This window comes from Streptomyces rubradiris, assembly GCF_016860525.1.
Lineage (GTDB): Bacteria > Actinomycetota > Actinomycetes > Streptomycetales > Streptomycetaceae > Streptomyces > Streptomyces rubradiris.
Genome location: NZ_BNEA01000015.1, coordinates 1,939,198 through 1,960,604, shown reverse-complemented (window position 1 = coordinate 1,960,604; position 21,407 = coordinate 1,939,198). Strand labels below are relative to the sequence as shown.

General features: G+C 70.5%; 18 protein-coding genes and 1 pseudogene. 9 read left to right on the top strand and 10 right to left on the bottom strand.

All coding sequences use genetic code 11. The features are described from left to right. The first annotated feature begins 14 nt into the window (after nucleotides 1–14). Nucleotides 15–1,247 carry an FG-GAP repeat domain-containing protein gene (locus Srubr_RS21860; protein ID WP_189990857.1) on the top strand — a complete coding sequence of 411 codons (1,233 nt, stop codon included), beginning with the start codon at nucleotides 15–17 and terminating at the stop codon, nucleotides 1,245–1,247. Then, nucleotides 1,244–2,134 (top strand): UTP--glucose-1-phosphate uridylyltransferase, encoded by an 891-nt coding sequence (locus Srubr_RS21855; protein WP_189990013.1) that lies wholly within the window; start codon nucleotides 1,244–1,246, stop codon nucleotides 2,132–2,134. The genes Srubr_RS21860 and Srubr_RS21855 overlap by 4 nt, the downstream gene beginning before the upstream one ends. Nucleotides 2,135–2,159: 25 nt before the next feature. Here the strand turns inward: Srubr_RS21855 and Srubr_RS21850 are convergent, their stop codons facing one another. The 3 genes from Srubr_RS21850 to Srubr_RS21840 form a co-directional block, all read right to left on the bottom strand. Continuing rightward, nucleotides 2,160–3,002, bottom strand: coding sequence for a carbohydrate ABC transporter permease (locus tag Srubr_RS21850; RefSeq protein ID WP_189990016.1), 843 nt, complete (start codon nucleotides 3,000–3,002; stop codon nucleotides 2,160–2,162). Continuing rightward, on the bottom strand, nucleotides 2,999–3,958 hold the full coding sequence (locus tag Srubr_RS21845; protein ID WP_189990018.1) for a carbohydrate ABC transporter permease: 960 nt from the start codon (nucleotides 3,956–3,958) through the stop codon (nucleotides 2,999–3,001). Before Srubr_RS21845 ends, Srubr_RS21850 begins: the two co-directional genes overlap by 4 nt. 149 nt (nucleotides 3,959–4,107) lie before the next feature. Beyond that, nucleotides 4,108–5,442 (bottom strand): ABC transporter substrate-binding protein, encoded by a 1,335-nt coding sequence (locus Srubr_RS21840; RefSeq protein ID WP_189990021.1) that lies wholly within the window; start codon nucleotides 5,440–5,442, stop codon nucleotides 4,108–4,110. Between the two features lie 267 nt (nucleotides 5,443–5,709). On the opposite strand from Srubr_RS21840, the gene Srubr_RS21835 reads away from it, so the two are divergent. Together Srubr_RS21835 and Srubr_RS21830 are read left to right on the top strand one after the other, a co-directional pair. Further along, nucleotides 5,710–8,145, top strand: coding sequence for a glycoside hydrolase family 2 protein (locus Srubr_RS21835; RefSeq protein WP_189990023.1), 2,436 nt, complete (start codon nucleotides 5,710–5,712; stop codon nucleotides 8,143–8,145). Beyond that, nucleotides 8,142–9,173: a LacI family DNA-binding transcriptional regulator gene (locus Srubr_RS21830; RefSeq protein ID WP_189990024.1), complete on the top strand. Its 1,032-nt coding sequence runs from the start codon at nucleotides 8,142–8,144 to the stop codon at nucleotides 9,171–9,173. The genes Srubr_RS21835 and Srubr_RS21830 overlap by 4 nt, the downstream gene beginning before the upstream one ends. Before the next feature lie 210 nt (nucleotides 9,174–9,383). Here Srubr_RS21830 and Srubr_RS21825 read toward each other — a convergent pair whose 3' ends face one another. Next, nucleotides 9,384–10,754, bottom strand: coding sequence for an eCIS core domain-containing protein (locus Srubr_RS21825; protein WP_373313347.1), 1,371 nt, complete (start codon nucleotides 10,752–10,754; stop codon nucleotides 9,384–9,386). A gap of 378 nt (nucleotides 10,755–11,132) precedes the next feature. Between Srubr_RS21825 and Srubr_RS21820 the strand changes: the two genes are divergently transcribed. Beyond that, nucleotides 11,133–11,738, top strand: coding sequence for a lytic polysaccharide monooxygenase auxiliary activity family 9 protein (locus Srubr_RS21820; RefSeq protein WP_189990030.1), 606 nt, complete (start codon nucleotides 11,133–11,135; stop codon nucleotides 11,736–11,738). 172 nt (nucleotides 11,739–11,910) lie between these two features. Here Srubr_RS21820 and Srubr_RS21815 read toward each other — a convergent pair whose 3' ends face one another. Next, the gene (locus tag Srubr_RS21815) at nucleotides 11,911–12,453 is read right to left on the bottom strand and encodes a DMT family transporter (RefSeq protein ID WP_189990032.1); all 543 of its coding nucleotides are present in this window, start codon (nucleotides 12,451–12,453) and stop codon (nucleotides 11,911–11,913) included. Between the two features lie 751 nt (nucleotides 12,454–13,204). Continuing rightward, nucleotides 13,205–13,585, bottom strand: coding sequence for a winged helix-turn-helix transcriptional regulator (locus Srubr_RS21810; protein ID WP_189990035.1), 381 nt, complete (start codon nucleotides 13,583–13,585; stop codon nucleotides 13,205–13,207). A gap of 90 nt (nucleotides 13,586–13,675) precedes the next feature. Between Srubr_RS21810 and Srubr_RS21805 the strand changes: the two genes are divergently transcribed. After that, the gene (locus tag Srubr_RS21805; protein ID WP_189990037.1) at nucleotides 13,676–14,605 is read left to right on the top strand and encodes an NADP-dependent oxidoreductase; all 930 of its coding nucleotides are present in this window, start codon (nucleotides 13,676–13,678) and stop codon (nucleotides 14,603–14,605) included. An 881-nt stretch (nucleotides 14,606–15,486) separates the two neighbouring features. Here Srubr_RS21805 and Srubr_RS21800 read toward each other — a convergent pair. Beyond that, nucleotides 15,487–16,692: an MFS transporter gene (locus Srubr_RS21800; RefSeq protein WP_189990040.1), complete on the bottom strand. Its 1,206-nt coding sequence runs from the start codon at nucleotides 16,690–16,692 to the stop codon at nucleotides 15,487–15,489. A 92-nt stretch (nucleotides 16,693–16,784) separates the two neighbouring features. Here Srubr_RS21800 and Srubr_RS21795 point away from each other — a divergent pair, with 92 nt between their 5' ends. Next, nucleotides 16,785–17,156, top strand: coding sequence for a MerR family transcriptional regulator (locus tag Srubr_RS21795; RefSeq protein ID WP_189990042.1), 372 nt, complete (start codon nucleotides 16,785–16,787; stop codon nucleotides 17,154–17,156). Nucleotides 17,157–17,269: 113 nt separating this feature from the next. Then, the gene (locus Srubr_RS42090; RefSeq protein WP_373319177.1) at nucleotides 17,270–17,443 is read left to right on the top strand and encodes a transposase; all 174 of its coding nucleotides are present in this window, start codon (nucleotides 17,270–17,272) and stop codon (nucleotides 17,441–17,443) included. Between the two features lie 94 nt (nucleotides 17,444–17,537). On the opposite strand, the gene Srubr_RS21785 is transcribed toward Srubr_RS42090, so the two are convergent. Continuing rightward, entirely contained in the window at nucleotides 17,538–17,873 is a 336-nt protein-coding gene (locus Srubr_RS21785) for a hypothetical protein (protein WP_229926440.1), read from the bottom strand. A gap of 128 nt (nucleotides 17,874–18,001) precedes the next feature. Between Srubr_RS21785 and Srubr_RS42085 the strand changes: the two are divergent. Then, nucleotides 18,002–18,204: pseudogene (locus Srubr_RS42085) on the top strand (transposase); the annotation flags it as partial. A gap of 461 nt (nucleotides 18,205–18,665) precedes the next feature. Here the strand turns inward: Srubr_RS42085 and Srubr_RS21770 are convergent. Continuing rightward, nucleotides 18,666–20,195, bottom strand: coding sequence for a helix-turn-helix domain-containing protein (locus Srubr_RS21770; RefSeq protein WP_181793548.1), 1,530 nt, complete (start codon nucleotides 20,193–20,195; stop codon nucleotides 18,666–18,668). Nucleotides 20,196–20,443: 248 nt separating this feature from the next. Continuing rightward, the gene (locus tag Srubr_RS21765) at nucleotides 20,444–21,154 is read right to left on the bottom strand and encodes a DUF4232 domain-containing protein (RefSeq protein ID WP_189990046.1); all 711 of its coding nucleotides are present in this window, start codon (nucleotides 21,152–21,154) and stop codon (nucleotides 20,444–20,446) included. Between the last annotated feature and the right edge of the window lie 253 nt (nucleotides 21,155–21,407).

The following is a 21,407-nucleotide window of genomic DNA, read 5'->3' as shown; positions in this document are numbered from 1 at the left end:
ACACGGACAGCCCGATGGTGCGCATCCCCCGCTTCGACTCCGAGACCGTCACCGACCAACTGCGCGACGGCTACTGGCTGGAGGCCACCGACCTCGACGGTGACGGCCGCGTCGACCTGTTCGGCTACGGCCTGCGTCTGGGCGAGATCTACTGGTACCGCAACGACGGGACCTGGGAGCGGCGGCTGGCCGCCGACGGGATCCACATGCCGGTGGGCGCCGACTTCGCCGACATCAGCGGCAACGGCGTCGACGACATCATCGTGTGCCACGAGCTGTACGGTCCCATCGGCACCATCGTGGACCCCGACCCGGAGGGCGGGAAGATCAGCTGGCTGGAGAACCCGGGCCAGCCGGACAAGGACCCCTCGCGCTGGAAGCGCCACTACGTGGGGCGGGCCGTGGGCATGCACCGGCTGCGCGCCGGCTACTTCACGCAGAGCGAGCGCCTGGAGATCATCGGACTGCCCATCGTGGCGGTGGAGGACGTCCACGCCGTCCTCCCGGTGGTGATGTTCACCCAGCCCGACGACGTGCACAGCGCCGCCGAGTGGCCCATGACCGTCATCGACGACCAGCACTTCCGCATGATCCACGGGGCGGAGAAGAAGAAGGGACTCATCCCCGGCAGCGACCGCGACAGCCTGCTGCTGGCCTCCGACGAGGGCGTCACCTGGCTGTACTGGGACGAGGAACGCGCGCAGTGGGAACGGGTCCTGATCGGCACCGGGGAGCGCGGCCAGTTCGAGCGGACCGGCTTCCGCGGCAGCGGCGACCTGAACGCCGGGCGCCTGGGCGACGACCCGATGGCCTACGTCGCCGCGGTCGAGCCCTTCCACGGCAACACCGTCGCCGTCTACACCAAGCGGCCCGAGCCCGGCGGCACCCACACCTGGACCCGCACGATCCTCGACGTGTTCGGGGACCCCAACGAGAACGGCGAAGGCCCCGGACACCAGATCGTCTGCGCCGACTTCGACGGCGACGGCGACGACGAGTTCCTGGTGGCCCTGCGCGGCCCCTGGCCCTGGCAGGGGGTCTTCTACTACAAGGCCCTCGACGCCCGGGCCGGGGTGTGGACCAAGTGGCGGGTCGCCGACGAGTCCGTGGCCCGGATCGCCCTCGGCGACTTCGACGGCGAGGGCCGGATCGACTTCGCCACCATCTCCTACGCCGTCGACAACTACTACGTGGCCAAGGACGCCAGGATCGTGCTGCACCGCAACCGCACCGGGGAGGACCGGTGAGCCGCGTCCGCAAGGCCGTCATCCCGGCGGCCGGCCTCGGGACCCGTTTCCTCCCCGCGACCAAGGCGACTCCCAAGGAGATGCTGCCGGTCGTGGACACCCCCGCCATCCAGTACGTCGTCGAGGAGGCCGCCGGCGCCGGACTGGACGACGTCCTGATGATCACCGGACGGAACAAGCGGGCGCTGGAGGACCACTTCGACCGCAACCACGAACTGGTCACCGCGCTCCGGCGCAAGGGGGACGAGCGGCGGCTGGCCGCCGTCACGGCCTCGGACGACCTCGCCACCGTGCACTACGTCCGGCAGGGCGATCCGCTCGGCCTCGGCCACGCCGTGCTGTGCGCGGCGGACCACGTCGGCGACGAGCCCTTCGCGGTCCTGCTCGGCGACGACCTCATCGACCCCCGGGACCCCCTCCTCGGCACCATGCTCGACGTGCAGGAGCGGCACGGCGGCTGCGTGGTGGCCCTGATGGAGGTCTCCGACGAGGACATCGGCCGCTACGGCTGCGCCTCGCCGGGCCCCGGGGGCACCCCCGACGTGCCCCGGATCACCGGGCTGGTGGAGAAACCGGCCCCGGGAACGGCGCCGTCCAACCTGGCGGTGATCGGGCGCTACGTCCTGTCGCCGGAGATCTTCGACGTCCTGCGGAACACCCCGGCCGGGAAGGGCGGCGAGATCCAGCTCACCGACGCCCTGCGGGCCCTGGCCTCCGGTGCGGCACCCGGCGGACCCGTCCACGGCGTGGTCTTCCGCGGCCGCCGCTACGACACCGGGGACCGCGGCGCCTACCTGCGCGCCGTGGTCCGCCTCGCCTGCGAACGCGAGGACCTGGGACCGGACTTCCGCGACTGGCTGCGCAAGTACGTCGCCAACGAACTCTGAGCCCGCCACCGCCCCCTCACGCGGATCACTTGGTCGCGCCCTGCGCGAAGCCGTTGTAGATGTAGCGCTGGAGGAACAGGAAGACGACGAGGGTCGGCACGATCACGAGGATCGTGCCGGCCGAGATGTTCTCCCAGTGCGCGCCGAACGGGCCCTTGAAGCGGAACAGGGCGGTGGAGACGGTGCCGAGGTCCTCGGACGGCATGTACAGGAAGGGGATGTAGAAGTCGTTGTACACGGTGATCCCCTTGATGATGACGACCGTGGCGATCGCCGGTTTCAGCAGGGGCAGGATGATCCGCCAGTAGATGGTGAGGGAGTTGGCCCCGTCCAGCCGCGCCGCCTCGTCCAGGGACACCGGGATGCCGCGGACGAACTGCAGGAAGATGTAGATCGAGACGATGTCCGTGCCCATGTAGAGCAGGACCGGCGCCCAGATGGTGTTGAACAGCCCGAAGCTGTTGACCACTTGGAAGGTCGCCACCTGTGTGGTGACCCCGGGCACCAGGGTGGCGATGAGGAACAGCGCCATCACGGGTTTCTTCAGCCGGAAGCGGAAACGGTCGATGGCGTACGCGGTCATCGACCCGATGAGCACCGTGCCGGTGAGGGAGAACAGCAGGATGACGGCCGTGTTGACGAAGGCGGACAGCATCTTGCCGTCGTTGAACGCCGTCACGTAGTTGCCGAAGTTCAGCCAGTCGCCCGGCGGCGACAGCGCACCGCCCTCCGCGACCTCCTCGGAGGTCTTCAGCGAGGTCAGGAAGACGACGGCGAGCGGGACCAGCACCACCAGCGAGGCGACGACCAGCGACAGATAGGTCAGCGCGGGGCCGGTCCGGCGGCGGGCGGGCAGGGGCGAGGTCATACGAGGTCCACCTTCTCGTCGGGCACGAGGCGGCGCTGGATCCAGGTGATCAGCAGGATGATCAGGAGCAGGACGACGGCGGCGGCCGAGGCCAGACCGGTCTTGTTGAACTGGAAGGCGAGCTTGACCGTCTGGATGACGAACGTCGTCGTACCGGTCGCCCCGCCGGTCATGATGTAGGGGATCTCGAACACCGACAGTGAGCCGGACACGGCCAGGATGACGCTCAGGCCGACCACCGGCCGGATGCCCGGGGCGATGATGTGCCGGAACTGCTGCCAGCGGGAGGCCCCGTCGAGCTGGGCGGCCTCGTACAGTTCCCCCGGGATCGACTGGATCGCGCCGAGGAACAGCACGAAGTTCAGCCCGGTGAACCGCCACACGGACACCCCGGCCAGGGAGGTGTTGGCCGACTCGGGATCGCCGAGCCAGGCATGGCCGGAGCCGGCGCCGAACCAGGACAGCACTGAGTCGAGGGTGCCGCCGTCCTGGAAGAAGTACAGGAAGACGAAGCCGATGGCCACGCCGTTGATCAGGTAGGGGAAGAACAGGATGCCCTTGAACAGATTGCGGAAGCGCAGGTCGAAGCTGAGCACGGTCGCGAAGTACAGGGCGATCACGATCTGCGCGGCCGAGGCGGCGAGGTAGTAGAAGCTGACGAAGAACACCCGGAACAGCTCGGGCCGGGTGAAGATCTGCCGGTAGTTGTCGACGCCGGTGAAGCGGCGGTCGGGACTGACGCCGTCCCAGTCGGTGAAGCTGTAGTAGATCATGTTCCCGACCGGCACATAGGTGAACGTCACCAGCAGGGCCAGGGGAACGGCGAGGAACAGCCAGGGGGTCAGCCGGCGCAGCGCCCGGCCGCCCCGGCGGCTGCCGTCCGGCGTGGGCGCCCCGCCCGGTGTTGTGGCGGCGCGGGGCACCTTGGCGGGTGCCGTACGGGTCGTCTCGGTCATCTCGGCCTTCCGTCTTCCATCTCGGCCTTCCGTCTTCGCGGGTGGTACGGCGGCGGGCGCCCCGCCCGGCGGCAACGAGACCGGCCGGGGCGCGTACGGGCTGCGGGCGGTCGCGCGTACGGGCCACGGGCGGTCGGGCCCGGCGCCGTTCAGGAACCTGCGGTCCGTGCCGCCTCGTTCCACCGCTTGTCCAGGTCGGCGAAGTAGCCGTCGAGACTGCCGCGCTGCGCGCCGCGGGCGAGGTCGACCAGCTTCTGGCGGTAGTCGGGCTTGTTCAGCCCGATCTCGGCCGCGTTGTCGATCGCGTTGACCTCACCGGTCCGCGCCTCGGACCGCTCCAGGAAGGTGACATCGTTGTCGGTGAAGTCCTTCAGCGTGCCGGGCATCGCGGCGGACTTCAGGGCCGGGACGGCGCCTTCCGCGTTCGCGTAGCCGGACTTCTGGGTGAACCAGTCGATCCAGGCGCGTGCCGCCGCCTTGTGCGCGGAGTGGGCGTTGACGGCCTGCTGGTAGTCGGAGGCGAGAACGGCGCAGTACGTGCCGTCCTTCCGCACGGGGAAGGGCATGAAGCCGATGTCGTCCGGGTCGGTACCGGCCTTCTTCGCCGCGTCGCGCATCTGGGTGATGGCCCAGGAGCCGAGCTGCATGGTGGCGACCTCGCCCCGCGCGATCAGGCCCTTGGACGCCTCCCAGTTGGTGGTGCTGGGGTCCTTCTCCGCCAGGCCGCCCTTGACGATGTCGTGGAGCAGGGTGTCGATCGTGCGCAGTTCGCCGCCCTCGCGCCAGGGCGAGACGGCGCCGGCGAGCTTGTCACCGGCCCTGGCGTCGCAGCTGACGGAGCCGATGCTGTTGCTCCAGGCGGTCAGCGGCCAGCCGTCCTTGAAGTTCGTGTAGTACGGCAGGGCGTCCGTCCTCGCCTTCACGGCCCGCAGGCCGGCCAGGAACTCGGCCGGCGTGGCAGGCCAGTCGGTGACGCCGGCCTTCTTCCAGACGGCCTTGTTGTAGACGAAGCCGTTGGCCGTGCCGAACTGGGCGATGCCGTAGACCTTGCCGCCGACCTCGGTCTTGTCGCTGAACCGGTAGGTGCCGCCCAGTTCGGCGGCGGTGCCGAGGGGGGCGAAGAACTTCGGGTAGTCGTTCTTGGCCACGGCGGCCGGGATCATCAGGACGTCACCGTAGTCGTCGGTGTTCATCCGGATCTTGACCTCCCCCTCGTAGTCGGTGAGGGCCTCGAACTTCACCTTCACCCCGGGGTAGACCTTGTTGAACTCCTCGGCGTACCGGGCCATCGTCCCGTTCTGCACGAGGTCGGTGCGGTGGGTGAGGACCTTGATCGTGCCCGAGGCCCCGGCCGGGTCGGCCGGGGCCTTCGCCGTCTCGCCGGAGACCGCGCCCCCGCCGCCGCACCCCGCGGCGGTCAGCACCGCGGCGGCCAGCAGCCCGCCGCGCCACCGACGCCCCGCGAACGTCGTGTTCTTCCCCATGTGCCCAACTCCTCCAGGATCGCGGCTCAGCTCTGCGAGTGGGATGTCGGCACTATGGCAGCCGCTGATGAACCGGTAAAGCTCCAATTTCCAGCGTGATGCACAATCGTTACCGTCGCCGGAGCCGCGATCTTCTGACGTGCTCTTTTCTCTTGGGCTCATTGCGGATGCGTAGATAGACCGGTTTATAGACAGGGGGTGGTTCGCACGTTAGGTTGTGCGCCGTTGTCCTCAGACCGGCCTGAGCCAGGCGATTGGAGCCGCACCATGAAGGACGTCACCCAGCTCACCGAGGGCTGGAGCCTGCGCCACGGCGAGGAGCTGCTGGACGCCCGGGTGCCCGGTTGCGTCCACACCGACCTCCTCGCCGCCGGGGCCATTCCCGACCCCTTCCTCGCCCGCAACGAGACGGACGTCGCCTGGGTGGGCCGCCGCGCCTGGACCTACGTCCGCCGGCTCGGCCACGACAGCGGCCACGAGCGCACCGACCTCGTCTTCGAGGGCCTCGACACGGCCGCGTACCTCACCCTCGCGGGCCGCCCCCTCGGCACCACCCGCAACATGCACCGCACCTACCGCTTCGACGTCACCGGACGCACCGGCGAACTGGAGGTCCGCTTCGCCTCCGCCTACGACGAGGCGGCGGCCGTCCGCGCGGTGACGGGGGAGCGGCCCAACGTCTATCCCGAACCCTCCCAGTACATCCGGAAGATGGCGTGCAACTTCGGCTGGGACTGGGGGCCCACCCTGGTCACCGCGGGCATCTGGCGGCCGGTCCGGCTGGAGCACTGGTCCACCGCCCGGCTGGCCGAGGTGCGGCCCCAGGTCACCGTGGCCGAGGGCACCGGCCGCGTCGAGGTACGGCTGCGCGTGGAGCGCACCGAGCGGGGACGGGACCGGCGCCTGCGCGTCACGGCGCAGACGGCCGGCGTCCGGGCCGAGGCCGAACTCACCGGCGACGAAACGGTCCTGAGCCTGGACGTTCCCGACCCGCGCCTGTGGTGGCCGCGCGGATACGGCGAACAGCCCCTGTACGACCTCGGTCTCACCCTGAGCGACGACAGCGGCCCGCTCGACACCTGGCACCGCCGGATCGGCTTCCGCACGATCGAGCTGGACCGCTCCGCCGACGAACACGGCACCGGCTTCACCCTGGTCGTCAACGGCGTACGGGTCTTCGCCCGGGGCGTCAACTGGATCCCCGACGACGCCTTCCCCTCCCGGATCGCCCCCGAGCGCTACCGCACCCGGCTCACCCAGGCCGCGGACGCGGGCGTCGACCTGGTCCGGGTGTGGGGCGGCGGCATCTACGAGGACGAGGCGTTCTACGACGCCTGCGACGAGCTGGGCCTGATGGTCTGGCAGGACTTCCTCTTCGCCTGCGCCGCCTACCCGGAGGAACAGCCGCTGCGCGGGGAGATCGAGGCCGAGGCGCGCGACAACGTCGTCCGGCTGATGCCGCACCCCTCGCTGGCGCTGTGGAACGGCAACAACGAGAACCTGTGGGGCTTCCGCGACTGGGACTGGGAGGGCCCGCTCGCCGGGGACTCCTGGGGCGAGGGCTACTACCTGGGCCTGCTGCCCCGCATCGTCGCCGAACTCGACCCGACCCGCCCCTACACCGCGGGCAGCCCCTGGTCCGGCTCCTGGGACCACCACCCCAACGACCCCGCCCACGGCACCCACCACTCCTGGGAGGTGTGGAACCGCCAGGACTACGCCGAGTACCGGGCGACCGTGCCCCGCTTCGTCGCCGAGTTCGGCTGGCAGGCACCGCCGGCCCTGGCCACCCTGCGCCGCGCGCTGCCCGGCGAGCCCCTCGCGCCCGGCTCCCCGGGCATGCTCCACCACCAGAAGGCCGAGGACGGCAACGGCAAGCTGAACCGCGGCGTCGCCCGCCACTTCCCGCTGCCGGAGGACGACTTCGACCGCTGGCACTACCTGACCCAGCTCGTGCAGGCCCGCGCCGTCGCCGCCGGCGTCGAACACTGGCGCTCCCACTGGCCGGTGTGCGCCGGCACGGTGGTCTGGCAGCTCAACGACTGCTGGCCGGTGACCTCCTGGGCCGCCATCGACGGCGACGGCCGCCCCAAACCGCTCTACCACGAGCTGCGCCGCGTCTACGCCGACCGGCTGCTCACCCTGTGCCCGGACCCCGGCGGCCTGGTGCTCGCCGCGGTCAACCAGGCCGCCACGCCCTGGCGGCCGGCGGTGACCCTGCGCCGGGTCGACGCCGACGGCACCACGCTCGCCGAAGCCGTGGTCGAGCCGGCCGCGGACCCCCGCTCGGTCGCCCGCGTCCCGGTCCCCGGACACCTCGTACCGGACCCGCGGACCGGCAGGGAATTCCTGGTAGCGGACGCCGGGGAGGCCCCCCGCCCGGGCGGCGCCGGGAGCGGGGAAGGACTGCGCGCACTCCATTTCCCCGTCCCCGACAAGGACTTCGCCTACCCCAGCCCCCGGTACGACGTCACCCTGGAGCCCGTGCCCGGCCCGGGGGATAGAGTCGACGTCGTGGTGAGCGCCCAGACCCTCGTCAGAGACCTTCTGCTCCAGCCCGACCGGCTGGGCCCGGCCGCCGTCTGCGACCGCGGCCGGCAGACCCTCCTGCCCGGTGAGCGCGCACGCATCCGGGTCGAGGGCTGCGGCCCGGTCGCCGTGGACGCCGTCGAAGCCGCCCTGTTCTGCGTGGACCTCGGGTGAAGGGGACCGGGGAGCGCGTCACCATCAAGGATGTCGCGGCGCGTGCCGGGGTGTCCAAGGGCGCCGTCTCGCTCGCCTTCAACCACAAGCCCGGCGTCTCCGAGGCCACCCGGGAACGGATCTTCGCGGCGGCCCGGGAACTGGGCTGGGCCCCCAGCGCCACCGCGCGCAGCCTGTCCGGCAAGCGGGTCGACATCGTCGGGCTGGCCCTGTGCCGGCCCGCCCGGCTGCTCGGCCTGGAGCCGTTCTACATGGACTTCATCTCGGGCATCGAGAGCGTCCTGGCGGAGCGGTCCTGCTCCCTGCTGCTGCGGCTGGTGCGGGACCTGGACGAGGAGATCGCGCTCTACCAGGAGTGGTGGCGCGGCCGGATGATCGCCGGCGCCATCCTCGTGGACTTCCGCGAGGACGACCCCCGGGTGCCCGCCCTGCAGCGGCTCGGCATGCCGGCGGTCGCCGTCGGTCACCCCCGCCTCACGGGCACGTTCCCGGCGGTCTGGACGGACGACGCGTCGGCGGTCGCCGAGGCCGTCCGCTATCTGGCGGCCCTGGGCCACCGGCGCGTCGCCCGGGTCGGCGGCCCGGCCGACCTGGGACACAGCGCCATCCGGACCCGCGCCTTCGCCGACACCGTCCGGGAACTGGGCCTGGCGGAGGCGCGGCAGATCGCCACCGGCTTCGACGAGAAGGAGGGCGCCAGGGCCACCCGCACCCTGCTGCTCGCCGCCGACCGGCCGACCGCGATCGTCTACGACAACGACATCATGGCGGTCGCGGGGGCGGGCGTCGCCGCGGAGATGGGGTTCACCGTCCCCGACGACGTGTCGCTGCTGGCGTGGGACGACTCCCAGCTGTGCCGGATCACCCATCCGACCCTGTCGGCCATGAGTCACGACGTGCACCACTTCGGCGCCGAGGTGGCGCGCGTCCTCTTCGACGTGCTCAACGGCGTGCAGACCGACGGCCACCAGGTCCCGACCCCGTCCCTGACCCCCCGCGGCTCCACGGCACCGGCGCCGGGGGCGTAGACCGGTCCCGCACCGGACCGGCCCTCAGGTGTGGGCTGGTGGCGGGCTTGTGATTGAGGCGTTGGTCGGTGGCCCGGTCGGTGGGTTCGTGGTCCCGGTCCGGGCTCCTGGACCGGACGCGCGCGAGCCCGGTGTGCCGGAGCGGAGCGGGGGGCGGCGTGCCGGGACCGAGCGGGCCCGCCGACCGGGCCCGCTCGCCCCTGCGGAGGGTCAGGTGAGCGGGATCTGCTTGTCGCTCGGGTCGACCGACTGCCTGTCGGGGTGGACGGCCACCAGCCGGCTGCCCTGGGCGAAGCCGCTGGTCCGGTCGTAGAAGCGGTAACCGGACTCGATGAGCTGGAGGATCTCGTGGCCCAGCATCGCCTGCGGCCCGCCTTCCTCCGGCGCCTTCGTGGGGTCCCAGAGGGCGCTGTCCCCCAACCTCTCGATCTCCGTCCAGAAGTTGGCCGCGTTGAGCTGCCCGGAGGTGAGCATGCCCTCGATCTGCGGCCCCAGACTGGTGACGATCTTGAAGACGGCGCGCTCCTCGATACCGCCGTCCATGAAGGCGTAGTTGACCGGGACGGACCACTTGGTGGTGTTCAGCCGGCGGCCCATCCGGGCGTCCAGGTCGAGTTCGCCGGGTTGCTGGGCCTTGTTCTTCTGGTACTCGGCCCACCGGCCGGTGTCGGTGGTGCGGCCGAGGATCAGCTTGTACTTGGCGATGGCCGCCGCCGTCCTGGTGCTCGCGACCGTCTCCGAGGCGGTGGTGGTCAGATCGGCGCGGATGGTGCTGTCCAGCGCCTGCAGCAGCTCCGTCTTGGAGCGCCCCTGGGGGTCGCCGACCTGCGCCTCGATCGTCTCGTAGGAGTCGTTGAGTTCGTCGTTGTTCACCACCCACTTGAAGTTCGTCCGGTTGATCTGCCACTGGTCGTAGCCGGCGATGTAGGCGTCGATGCTCGGCTCCGCCTGGGCGACGAGCCGCGCCACCTCGTCGTCGATCTTGCCCGGGTGTTGCATCCGCTGCACGTCGCCCCCGCCCGCCGGGGAACCCGCGGCGGGGGAGGCCGCTTCCGGGGCGGAGGACTTCGCGGGCCCGCTCAGCACGCGGCGCGCGGTGGCCTCCGCCTCCCGTTCGAAGCGGTCGGAGGGGTCGCTGACCCGCAGCCCGTTCCCCCGGTCGGTCCCGGCCACCGGCCCCGAGCGCTGCTGGAGGACGTGGGTCAGCTCATGGGCCAGGGTGTGCCGGTCGATGCCGGAGGGGCCGGCGACGATATGGCTGCCCGAGGTGTACGCCACCGCGCCGAGCTGGGCCGCGGAGTCCCGGGCGGCGGCGTCGGTGTGCACGCGCACGTCGGAGAAGTCGGCGCCGAAACGGGCCTCCATGTCGGTGCGGCTCCGCTGGTCGAGCGGCCGGCCACCGCTGCGCAGGACGGCGTGCACGGCGGAACGCTGCACCGGCTGCGAGTCCTCGGCGTGGCCGCAGCCGGGGCCGTGCCGGTGGGCGTCCTGCGCCTCCTCCCCGGCCCGGCGCACCATCTGCACCACGGCCGCGTTCCCGGCGGAGCGCTGGAGGGCGAGCAGCGCCGCGGCCGGTGCCACCGCCCGTGACCCGGACGTGCGGGCAGCCGCGGGAGCCTGCCGCCCCTTCCGTGCCCGGCTGTCGGCGTGGTCGTACAAGGCGGTTCCCTCCCGGCGTCGGTGTGCGTGCCTCCCCGGTGTACCGCGAGATCCGGCCCCTGACCATGTACGCGAGGGCAGTCCCCGGTCCCTTCCCGTTGCCCCCGGGCCCGCACGCGGTCCACCGGACCGGCCACCGTGCCCATCTCCTGACCGCCGGAGCATGCCGTCCGGCGCGGGCGACCCGGGGACGGCATTGGTATGGACATGTCCAGGCGGCCGCAATAGCCTGGGCCTTGGTCTAGACCAAACGTACGGTTCGGCTCGATCAACTCCCCACACGTTCCGAGGAGCGGCTACATGCGCACCAAGGGCAAGTTGTACGCGGCCGTATTGGGCCTCGCCACCACCGGCGCCTTCGTGCTGTCCACCGGCGGCGCCAGCGGTCACGGCTACACCGACCTCCCCATCAGCAGGCAACTGCTCTGCGCCGACGGCACGGTGCGGGGCTGCGGCGAGATCCAGTGGGAGCCGCAGAGCGTCGAGGGACCCAAGGGCTTCCCGGCGGGCGGACCGGCCGACGGGCAGCTGTGCTCCGGCGGCGAGACCCGGTTCGGCCAGCTGGACGGCGCCCGCACCCCCAGGGGCGCGGAGTGGCCCACCACCAAGGTCACCGGCGGCCAGAGCTACACCTTCCGCTGGCAGTTCGAGGCCCGGCACGCGACGACCGACTTCCGGTACTACGTCACCAAGCAGGGCTGGAACCAGGGCCACGCCCTGACCCGCGCCGACCTGAACACGACACCGTTCCTGACGGTTCCCTACGGCGGCAAGCAGCCGCCGGCCACCCTCAGCCACAGCGGCACCCTGCCGACCGGGCTGAGCGGCCACCACGTCATCCTCGGCGTCTGGACCATCGCCGACACGGGCAACGCGTTCTACGCCTGCTCGGACGTGACGTTCTGACCCGGGACCCGGCGACCCTGGACCACTGCCGGTCCCGGCGGCGACCCTGAACCACCGGCCCCGGGCCGCACACGAAGCCCTGTCCGGCCCCGGCCCCTCGACGCGGGGCCGGGGCCGGACAGGGCTTCCAGGCCGCCGACCGCCGGCGGTGCGCACAAAGGGCGCGGCGGGATCAGCCGGCCGACCGGGGCCGGCGGGAGCGCCGGCTGTCGGCGAGTGCCGCGCCGACGAGCGAGATCACGCCGCCGGTCAGTCCCAGGGGGGTGGGCAAGGTGTGCAGGAGGACCAGAGAGACCAGGAGGCTGAGCACGGGCAGCGCGTACAGGGCGGAGGTCGTGGCGGCGACACCGAGCCGCGACATGGCGTGGTTCCACAGCAGATAGGCGACGGCCGCGGGGAACACGCCCAGGTAGACGACCACGGCGACGCTCCCGATGGAGGCCGCGCTCACCTGATGGCCGAGCCCGCCCAGGCAGGGAAGCGTCATCGCGGTTCCCAGCACCGTCACGAAGGCGTTGAACTCCGTCGAGGTGTAGCGCCCGAGCAGCGGCTCGGACAGGATGAAGTAGAGGCTCTCGGCGATCGCCGCGGCGAGGACGTAGAACGTGCCGAGGTTGATCCGCAGGCCCGCCTGATCGGCGAAAGCATCACCACCGTGCCCGCCGTTCCCAGCCCGACGCCCAGCCGATAGATCACGATGACCAACAGGGCACACAGCAGGAGCAGCGGCAGGTCGCGTGGCGTGGGCAGCCGCAGACCGCGGCGGGCCGTGGCCACCCAGATCACGATGACGCTGACCGAGGCGACGGAGAACCGTGACAACGCCATCGGACCGGGGCTGAAGTCGTCCAGGACCGCTTTGATCCGACGAACACGGACGACCACAGAGTGAGGGCGATGCCGAGGGCGAGCCAGACCCGGACGGACGTGGCGCCGCTGGTGCCCGGCCGGCCGGGCTCGGTGCCGGCGGCGGCGCCGGAAGTCGGCTCAGCGGTCATGAACGGGTCCTGTCTACGAGTAGGCCGCCGAGCAACGCCTGCGGACGGCCTCCCCGCCCGGCTCGGCCTACGCCCGGGTCCCGGTACTGGTACCAGTCCGAAGCCGTGCAGAAGACAGGGCATGCCGACGGGCGTTGCGGCGGCGTTCACCATGACAGGCAGCCATCGTAGGAGCCCGCGCCGCGGCCGCCGTAGGCCCCAAGTCCTGGGAGACAACCCGGAGATGCCGCCCGCACCCGTCCGGGCCCGCGGAACGAGCGCCGCAGACCGCGCAGGTTGACAAGTCCCGGCCGTCGGGCAGGATCAACCGTCCCGCACCAGACGCAGAAGGCGTTCTCTCCGTGCGGGCGACGGGGACGGGGCGTCCCTGGCTCGCCTAGCGCTGTCACCAGCTGGGCGGAAGGGCCGCTCTGCCAGGGACCGGCACCGCGTACGATCCGTCAGCAGGTCGCTGCCCTGGCAGGGGCATCAGTCGCCATGGGCGACCGGCTCGGGATCGGCGTCGAGCGCGTCGAGCACCGCGTCGCCGTTCGCCCTCGCCCACTCGGTCAGCGTATGGATCGGTTCGATCAGCGTCGCCCCGAGCGGGGTGAGCTCGTACTCGACGCGGGGCGGGACCTCGGCGTAGGCGTGGCGGCGGACGAGTCCGTGTGCCTCCAGCCGTCGGAGCGTCTGGGTGAGCATCTTGCGGGAGATGCCGCCGATCAACTCGATCAGCTCGCCGTGGCGCACCGGGCCTTTGCTGAGGCCGGCGAGCACGACCACCGTCCACTTGTCGGCGATGAGCTCGACCGCCAGACGCGCCGGGCAGTCGGCGAGAAAGAGATCACCGGGACCGAAACCACTCATGGCGCCGAAGGTACCTGCGCCACAGGCACCTGCTGGTTCCTGTCGGAAACCTAGCCTGGGTCCCCTCCCCCTTCGAAAGCCAGGAGAGTCATGCGAGTCATCACCCAGCAGGTGCTCGGCGGTCCCGAGGTGCTCACCATCGTGGACGCGCCCGAGCCCCGGCCCCTCCCGACGGAGGTTCTCGTCCGCGTCAAGGCGATCGGGCTGAACCCGCTGGAGGCGCGCCTGCGCGCGGGCGAGTTCCCGCTGATCGGCCGACCGCCGTTCATCCTCGGCTGGGACATCAGCGGCGTGGTCGAGGAGTCGCCGCGGACGTGGCGGTTCAGGCCCGGCGACGAGGTGTTCGGGATGCCGCTGTTCCCGCGGGCGGCGAGCGCGTACGCCGAGGTCGTGTCGGTGCCGGCGTTGCACCTGGCGCGCAAGCCGGCGTCGCTCTCGCACGTCGAGGCGTCGGCGCTGCCGGTCGTCGGGCTGACGGCGTGGCAGGGTCTGGTCGATCTCGGCGGCGTGAGCGAGGGCGACCGTGTCCTGGTCCACGGCGGTGGGGGCGGGGTCGGCCACGTCGCGATCCAGATCGCGAAGGCGTTCGGCGCGCACGTGATCACGACGGCCAGTGGGAGCAAGCGCGAGTTCGTCGAGGGATTCGGCGCCGACGAGGTGATCGACTACACGGCGGTCGACTTCGCCGAGGCGGTCCGTGACATCGACGTCGTGCTCGACACGATCGGCGGCGACACCGTCGAGCGGTCGCTCGGAGTGCTCCGCCCGGGCGGTCACCTGGTGACGGCGGTCGCCGAGGAGGACCCGGAGCTCGTTGCCAGGTACGAGGCGGCCGGCATGCGCTTCAGCGGCATCGCGGTCGACCCCGATCCGGTCGCCCTGCGAGGTCTCGCCGGACTCGTCGAAGAGGGCAGGCTCCGGGTCCACGTGCAGGAGACGTTCCCGTTCGAGCGCGTCACCGACGCGCACCGGCTGCTCGACTCCGGTCACCTCCAGGGCAAGCTCGTCCTCACTGTCTGATTCCGCCGTGGGTCCTCGCGTCCGCACACCGAGGACAGCGTCCACCGCCGTCCGCGGAAGGGGCGGTGCGGAGGCAGCCGGTCAGGATCAACTACCGGACGGAGGCAGATTGCTGGACATGCGCCGCCCAGGGAGCCGCACTCGGCGGGCCGGCCGACGGGGCCACCAGCGCGCCTTGCAACCGCTCGGCCAGGCCCTGCTCACCGAACTCCCACAGCAAGGGGCAGGGCGGACCGCTCCAGCCGCAGGACACAGCCCGCGGCGCTGTCCGACCCGCTTCACCGCAGGCCGGACAGCCTGTGGCGGCATTCGCGCGTCAGATGTCCCGGAAGAGACCTGGCAGCGTGGTGACCTGCGGAGACGGGGATGAGTTGGCCGCTGACCTGCGAGAATGGTCTTTCAGTTCTTTCAGGCTCGTGCCGGTTGATGAAGCCGGAAGTCCCAGAGAAATCCCAGAGGACTCCCACGGCTGACGGGTGCCCTTTCGGTTCAACGCCGTAGGGCAGCACGGCTGGGACCGGGAGTGCGCGTTGGAGGTGGGCCCTTTCGCCGTGTGGTCAGCCGAGTCGGCCCGGTTCCGCAGTACGTAGGACCCCGCAAGGAACGTCACAACGTGGCCGGCGCGGGTGTCCTGCTTGGCGCTCACCGTGGCACTGGGGACTGGCCTGTCGGGCGGAAACATGCCCCCCACCCGACCCGGGCAGGCGGTTTCGGCATCTGGTGACGCAGTGAGGGGTGGCCAGCGGTGGCCGATGGATTACGCCTCATTCTTGTTTCTTAGAGGTCGATTTCAAAGATTTCTTTTCGTGAGTACGGATCGCCGGACCCATGAGCGGTCCACTGGGTTATGCTCCCGGGTCTCAGTCAGGGGCAGCGGTGGTTTAGCGGCTGCCGAGCTCTCCCTTGGTGAACCCGTATTCGTGTGCCGCGAGCACAGTGGCGAGTGCAGGGACGAGCAGTGCGAGCGTGACCCAACTCAGCCAGGACGCACCCAATCCGCTGAGGACGATGCCTCCGATGATGCCACCACCGGCGATTCCGACGTTCCATCCGGTGGTGAGGAGTGCTTGGGCGACATCGCCGGCGTCGCCTGCTGCTTCGGCGACTGCGGTCTGCAACAGGGTAGAGGTGCCGCCGAACGCGAGCCCCCAGAGCGCCGCGCTGGCGTAGACGAGCGAAGGCACGCCGGAGAAGATGCCGAGCAGCAGCGCGCATGTCGCGAAGAGCACACACGCGAGGATCATGAGGAGGCGCAGGTGCCGATGGACGAGCGCTCCGGCGACCCAGACGCTCACCAGCGACACCAGACCGAAGGTGAGCAGCACGGCGTCGACTTGACCTGCCATGCCGAGCGGCTTGAGGAACGGGGCGATGTAGGTATAGAGGATGCTGTGGGCGAGCACGAACGTGAGGGTCACGAAGAGCACGGGCGCTACGCCGGGAATGCGGAAGGTACGGGTGAGCGGGAGCCGTGAGCCCTTGGGCTGTCCGGGGAAGTTCGGCACCGCCGCGACGACCCACACGATCAACGCGAGCGTGAGGACGGTCATGATCCCGAACGCGTATCGCCACTCGACGAGCTTGGCCAGAAACGCCGCTGCAGGAACTCCGACGGACAGGGCGACGATTGCGCCCCCCATCGCGATCGCCATTGCCTTGCCGCGCTGATGTGAGGGAACCATCCGTACCGCGTACCCGGCCAACAGCGCCCAGAGCAACCCGCCGACGATGCCGCCGAGGCACCGGGCGGCTAGCGTAAGTGCCAAGTTCTCGGAGAGCGCGGTGACGGTGTTGGCGATCGCGAGTCCTGCGATCGCCACCAGCAGCAAGTGTCGGCGCGGCCAGCCGATCGTCGCCTTGGTGAGCGGGATCGCGGCGAGGATCGCCCCGATCGCGAAGACGGTGACGCTCTGCCCGGCAGCACTCTCGCTCACACCCAGGTCTCGGCTCATCCCGGGAAGCAGTCCGGCGGGCATCGTCTCGGTCAGGAGCGTAATGAACCCGGTGGCGGCCAAGGCCAGAAGACCCGCCAGTGGGAGCCGGGCGTTCGTTATCGAGGGAGATGGCACGGCATGTGTTCGTGTCATGGCCTTATGATCGAAGGGTGACATTAGTGTGAGGGTCAATTCGGTGTCCGCTGAGTCACACGACGCCAGCCACAGAGGGCGAGGAGAGGGATATGCGGATCGGTGAGTTATCGACGCGCACGCGGACTCCGGTGAGGTTGCTGCGCTACTACGAGGAGCAGGGACTGATCGCGTCAGATCGACTGCCCAACGGATACCGGGACTATGAGGAGTACGTCGTCGACCGGGTTCTCCAGGTACGAGGCCTGCTCGACGCAGGGCTGCCCACACGGATCATCAAGCAGATCCTGCCCTGCCTGAACACCCCCCGCACGATCCACCTGCCCTACGTCACGCCAGACATGGTCGCAACGCTCGAACGCGAACGCGATCGCATGGCCGAAAAAATCGAATGCCTCACCAAGAACCACCGAGCCATCACCGACTACCTCGACGCCGTACGCCGCGATATCCGAGCCTCCTAGTGGGTGTCTGAGAAGTCCTGTTCAGGGCAGGCGACTTGGTAGTTCCTGCACGTCGGGGAGGTGGGGATGGCTGGCCGCGTGCCTATCCGAGGGATCTTTCCGACGCCGAGTGGGTGGTGCTCGAGCCACTGGTTCCGCCGCCGACGCCGGGCGGCCGCCCGCCCAAGCACTCACGCCGCGAGTTGATCGACGCGTTGGCGTACTGGGTGCGGGCCGGCTGCGCCTGGCGGCTGCTCCCGCACGACTTCCCATGCGCTCGCGACGGGACTTCGTCGTCTCCGCCCTGATCCGCAGCGTCCGGTGAGCAGGATCGATGTCCTCGGGCCCGCAGCGAGCACAACTCCTCGCGCCGCAGAGCGGCGTCGTAGGCCAGAGCGAGCATCACCCGGTTCCGTACCGGCTCTTCGCGTACGACGTCCAGCAGGTCGAGCCCCTGCTGTTCGCTGGGGATCTCCACGGCAGCTTGACCAGGCGGGGCACCAGCCCGCGCTCGTGGCTGCCGAACTTCCGGCCCGGCGTGTAGCGGCCTCGGCCGACCGGGTTCGACTCCCGCAGCCCTTCCTCGATCAGGTAGCCGTAGAACAGGCGGACCGGCACCAGTCGCTGCTGCAAGGTCGCGTTCGCCAGACCCGCCCCGGAGTCCAGTGCGACCACGTTCACTCCGCGGTGCCGGCCCAGGGCCGACCACTTCTCCTCCAGCGCCACCGCGCTGCCCAACACGCCTCCTCAGCCCATGGGGGCGCCGCAGGATACGAGACGCATCCTGCGGCGCGTGATTCCACGTAACTGATAGGAAGTCGTGCGGGTGGTAGCGCCACTGAACCCCGGTCCGGTCGACATACGAGATCATGAACGCGATCCTGTACGTGGACCGCACCAGGGTGCGGTGGCGCTACCTGCCGCACGACTTCCCGCCTGAGGAACCGTGTACGGCTACTTCGCCAAGTGGCAGAAGGACGGTGTGTTCGCCCAGCTCACCGGCGTACTGCGCACACTGGTACGGAAGAAGGAGGGCAGGCGTGCGGAGCCGTCCGCGTGTGTCATCGATCAAGGGGAGGCGGCCATCGACCGGAACCACTTCAACTCCTACGTGGGGAAGCCCGCCTTGGCTGCGGCCGACGTGATCGCCCCTTTGGAGGAGGGCGGCGCCAACGGCGGTCGCGTGTGGGAGCCGTCCCGTGGACATGGCTTCCACGCCTTGCGGCGCTTCTACGCCTCGGAGGTGCTGGAGGCCGGCGAATCGATCATCTCGCTGGCCCGCTGGCTGGGGCACTCCGACCCGGGGTTCACGCTGCGGAAGTACGCCCACTTCCTGCCGCGCGCGGGCGCACGGGGCAGCGCCGCGATCGACGCTGTCTTCGTGTAGCGAGGCCGGACGTCGGCGCTCGTGGCGCGCGGTCGGAGAGCCCGCCGCCGGCGCAAAGTCCCAGAGAAGTCCCACGGATGTCGCAGCCTCCCTGTCTGACCCGCTTCACCGCAGGTCAGACAGGGTGCCGCGGCAGCGGCGTATCAGATGTCCCGGAAGATCTCGATCTGCGCCCCGATCGAGTTCAGGCGCTCGGCCAGGTCCTCGTAACCGCGGTTGATGACGTAGACGTTGCGGAGCACGGACGTGCCCTCCGCCGCCATCATCGCCAGCAGGACGACCACCGCCGGGCGCAGGGCCGGCGGGCACATCATCTCGGCAGCGCGCCAGCGGGTCGGGCCCTCGACCAGCACCCGGTGCGGGTCCAGCAGCTGGAGCCGGCCGCCGAGGCGGTTGAGGTCGGTCAGGTAGATGGCGCGGTTGTCGTAGACCCAGTCGTGGATGAGGGTCTTGCCCTGCGCGGTCGCCGCGATGGCCGCGAAGAACGGGACGTTGTCGATGTTCAGGCCGGGGAACGGCATGGGGTGGATCTTGTCGATCGGCGCCTCCAGCTTGGAGGGGTGGACCGTGAGGTCGACCAGACGCGTACGGCCGTTGTCCGCGCAGTACTCGGGGCTGCGCTCGTGGTCGAGCCCCATCTCCTCCAGGACCGCCAGCTCGATCTCCAGGAACTCGATCGGCACCCGGCGCACCGTCAGCTCCGACTCGGTGACCACGGCGGCGGCCAGCAGGCTCATCGCCTCGACCGGGTCCTCGGAGGGGGAGTAGTCGACGTCGACGTCGATGTTCGGCACGCCGTGCACGGTGAGCGTGGTGGTGCCGATGCCCTCCACCTTCACCCCCAGTGCCTCCAGGAAGAAGCACAGGTCCTGGACCATGTAGTTGGAGGAGGCGTTGCGGATGACCGTGACACCGTCGTGGCGGGCGGCGGCCAGCAGCGCGTTCTCGGTCACGGTGTCGCCGCGCTCGGTCAGCACGATCGGCCGGTCCGGGCGGACCGAGCGGTCCACCTGCGCGTGGTACTGGCCCTCGGTGGCCGCGATGTCCAGGCCGAACCGGCGCAGGGCGATCATGTGCGGCTCGATGGTCCGCGTGCCCAGGTCGCAGCCGCCGGCGTACGGCAGCTTGAAGCGGTCCATGCGGTGCAGCAGCGGGCCGAAGAACATGATGATCGAGCGGGTGCGCACGGCGGCCTCCGCGTCGATCGCCGCCATCTCCAGCTCGGCGGGCGGGACGATTTCCAGGTCGACGCCGTCGTTGATCCAGCGGGTACGCACGCCGATGGAGTTCAGTACCTCCAGAAGGCGGTACACCTCCTCGATGCGCGCCACCCGGCGCAGCACCGTGCGTCCCTTGTTCAGCAGCGACGCGCACAGCAGGGCCACGCACGCGTTCTTGCTGGTCTTGACGTCGATGGCGCCGGACAGACGGCGACCGCCGACCACGCGCAGATGCATCGGACCCGCGTAACCCAGGGACACGATCTCACTGTCCAGGGCTTCACCGATTCGGGCGATCATCTCAAGGCTGATGTTCTGGTTGCCGCGCTCGATGCGGTTGACCGCGCTCTGGCTGGTGCCGAGCGCCTCCGCGAGCTGCGTCTGCGTCCAGCCCCGGTGCTGCCGGGCGTCACGGATGAGCTTGCCGATGCGTACGAGGTAGTCGTCTGACATGACCTTGAGGCTATCTCAGATATGAGATGGCGCTCGCCAGGGGGGTCTGTCCGGGTGACAGGATGACGCGACGTCAGCCGGTCGGCCGTACGGGAGGCCGCCGCGCCGGCCGGGAAGGGGTCCGTACCCAGGCCGGCCGGAGCCGCGGGGGAACCGCGTGCGCGGCGGGAGAGGCGCTCGCCCTCCGTCGCGAGGGCCGGCCGGGTGCCGTACCTCTCGCGGCCGAGGGCGAGCGCCGGTGCCGCCACTCAGAAATCGTCCGCGCCTTCGCGGAGTTCGGGGGTCCAGTAGCCGGTGAGCGCCTTGGCCGGGTCGACGGCGATGCCTTCGCTGCCGGGCGCGGTCACGGCGATGACCGTGGGGTCGCCCTCCAGCATGACGGAGAAAGCCGTCACGGGCTCGGCGTCCTCGTCGATTCCGCCGTCCGACAGCTTCACCAGGGCGTAGGCCGGGGCTCCCGCCGTGAGCACGACCGGGGTGGCCGGCTTGCTCTTGGCGACGGCCGGGACATCCTGCTTGTGACTCTCCAGGAACTGGATGTGCGGGAAGCCCGTCAGCCGGCAGGCGTGGGAGGAGGTGTTCTTCGCGGTGAGGACGATGTGGGTGTAGGGCGGACCGTCCTGCGTGGCGGCACTGATGGTGACGTTCCCCGCGGTGCAGAGCGGGGGGGAGGCGGAGGCCCGCTCACCGGTGGTGCCGCTGGAGCCGGTCGAGCCCGCGGAGTCCTTCGATCCCCGCGAGCGCGCCGAGTCGGTCGAACCCGTCGCCCCGGACGTGCCGGTGCCCTTTTCACCGGCCGGCTGGGCGGTCACCTCGGTCGCCGCCACGGTGGCCGCCACGGTGGCCTCGGGGGTGGCCGAGGACGCGGTGTCCCCGCCGCTCTGGCAGGCGGTGAGGGAGAGAACGAGAGCCGTGCCCGTGACGGCCAGCAGCGCGGAGCGGTGACGCCGAGTGTTCATGGAGGTTCCCCCTGGAGAGAGCGGGGCCGCGGCGCGGTGCCGTCGGCCGAGGTCGTGATGCCGGGTGGTGCGTGGTCGTTTCCGTCGACGGCGGGTGGTCCGGGCCGGCCGGGAGCGTGCGCGCCCCGAAAAGCGCCGACCGTTCCGCGTCGGCCTTCAGTCGATCACTTCCGGTCTCCGCCGCCCAGGCGGTTCCCCCGGCAGAAGTACCGTCGGCCATACTTCTGCCGGGCGCTCGCAACCGGACGAGCCG

Coding starts and splice junctions, on each gene's coding strand:
- Srubr_RS21860 (WP_189990857.1), top strand. CDS start 15: ATGGTGCGCATCCCCCGCTTCGACTCCGAGACCGTCACCGACCAACTG.
- Srubr_RS21850 (WP_189990016.1), bottom strand. CDS start 3,002: ATGACCTCGCCCCTGCCCGCCCGCCGCCGGACCGGCCCCGCGCTGACC.
- Srubr_RS21845 (WP_189990018.1), bottom strand. CDS start 3,958: ATGACCGAGACGACCCGTACGGCACCCGCCAAGGTGCCCCGCGCCGCC.
- Srubr_RS21840 (WP_189990021.1), bottom strand. CDS start 5,442: ATGGGGAAGAACACGACGTTCGCGGGGCGTCGGTGGCGCGGCGGGCTG.
- Srubr_RS21835 (WP_189990023.1), top strand. CDS start 5,710: ATGAAGGACGTCACCCAGCTCACCGAGGGCTGGAGCCTGCGCCACGGC.
- Srubr_RS21820 (WP_189990030.1), top strand. CDS start 11,133: ATGCGCACCAAGGGCAAGTTGTACGCGGCCGTATTGGGCCTCGCCACC.
- Srubr_RS21810 (WP_189990035.1), bottom strand. CDS start 13,585: ATGAGTGGTTTCGGTCCCGGTGATCTCTTTCTCGCCGACTGCCCGGCG.
- Srubr_RS21805 (WP_189990037.1), top strand. CDS start 13,676: ATGCGAGTCATCACCCAGCAGGTGCTCGGCGGTCCCGAGGTGCTCACC.
- Srubr_RS21800 (WP_189990040.1), bottom strand. CDS start 16,692: ATGACACGAACACATGCCGTGCCATCTCCCTCGATAACGAACGCCCGG.
- Srubr_RS21795 (WP_189990042.1), top strand. CDS start 16,785: ATGCGGATCGGTGAGTTATCGACGCGCACGCGGACTCCGGTGAGGTTG.
- Srubr_RS21770 (WP_181793548.1), bottom strand. CDS start 20,195: ATGTCAGACGACTACCTCGTACGCATCGGCAAGCTCATCCGTGACGCC.
- Srubr_RS21765 (WP_189990046.1), bottom strand. CDS start 21,154: ATGAACACTCGGCGTCACCGCTCCGCGCTGCTGGCCGTCACGGGCACG.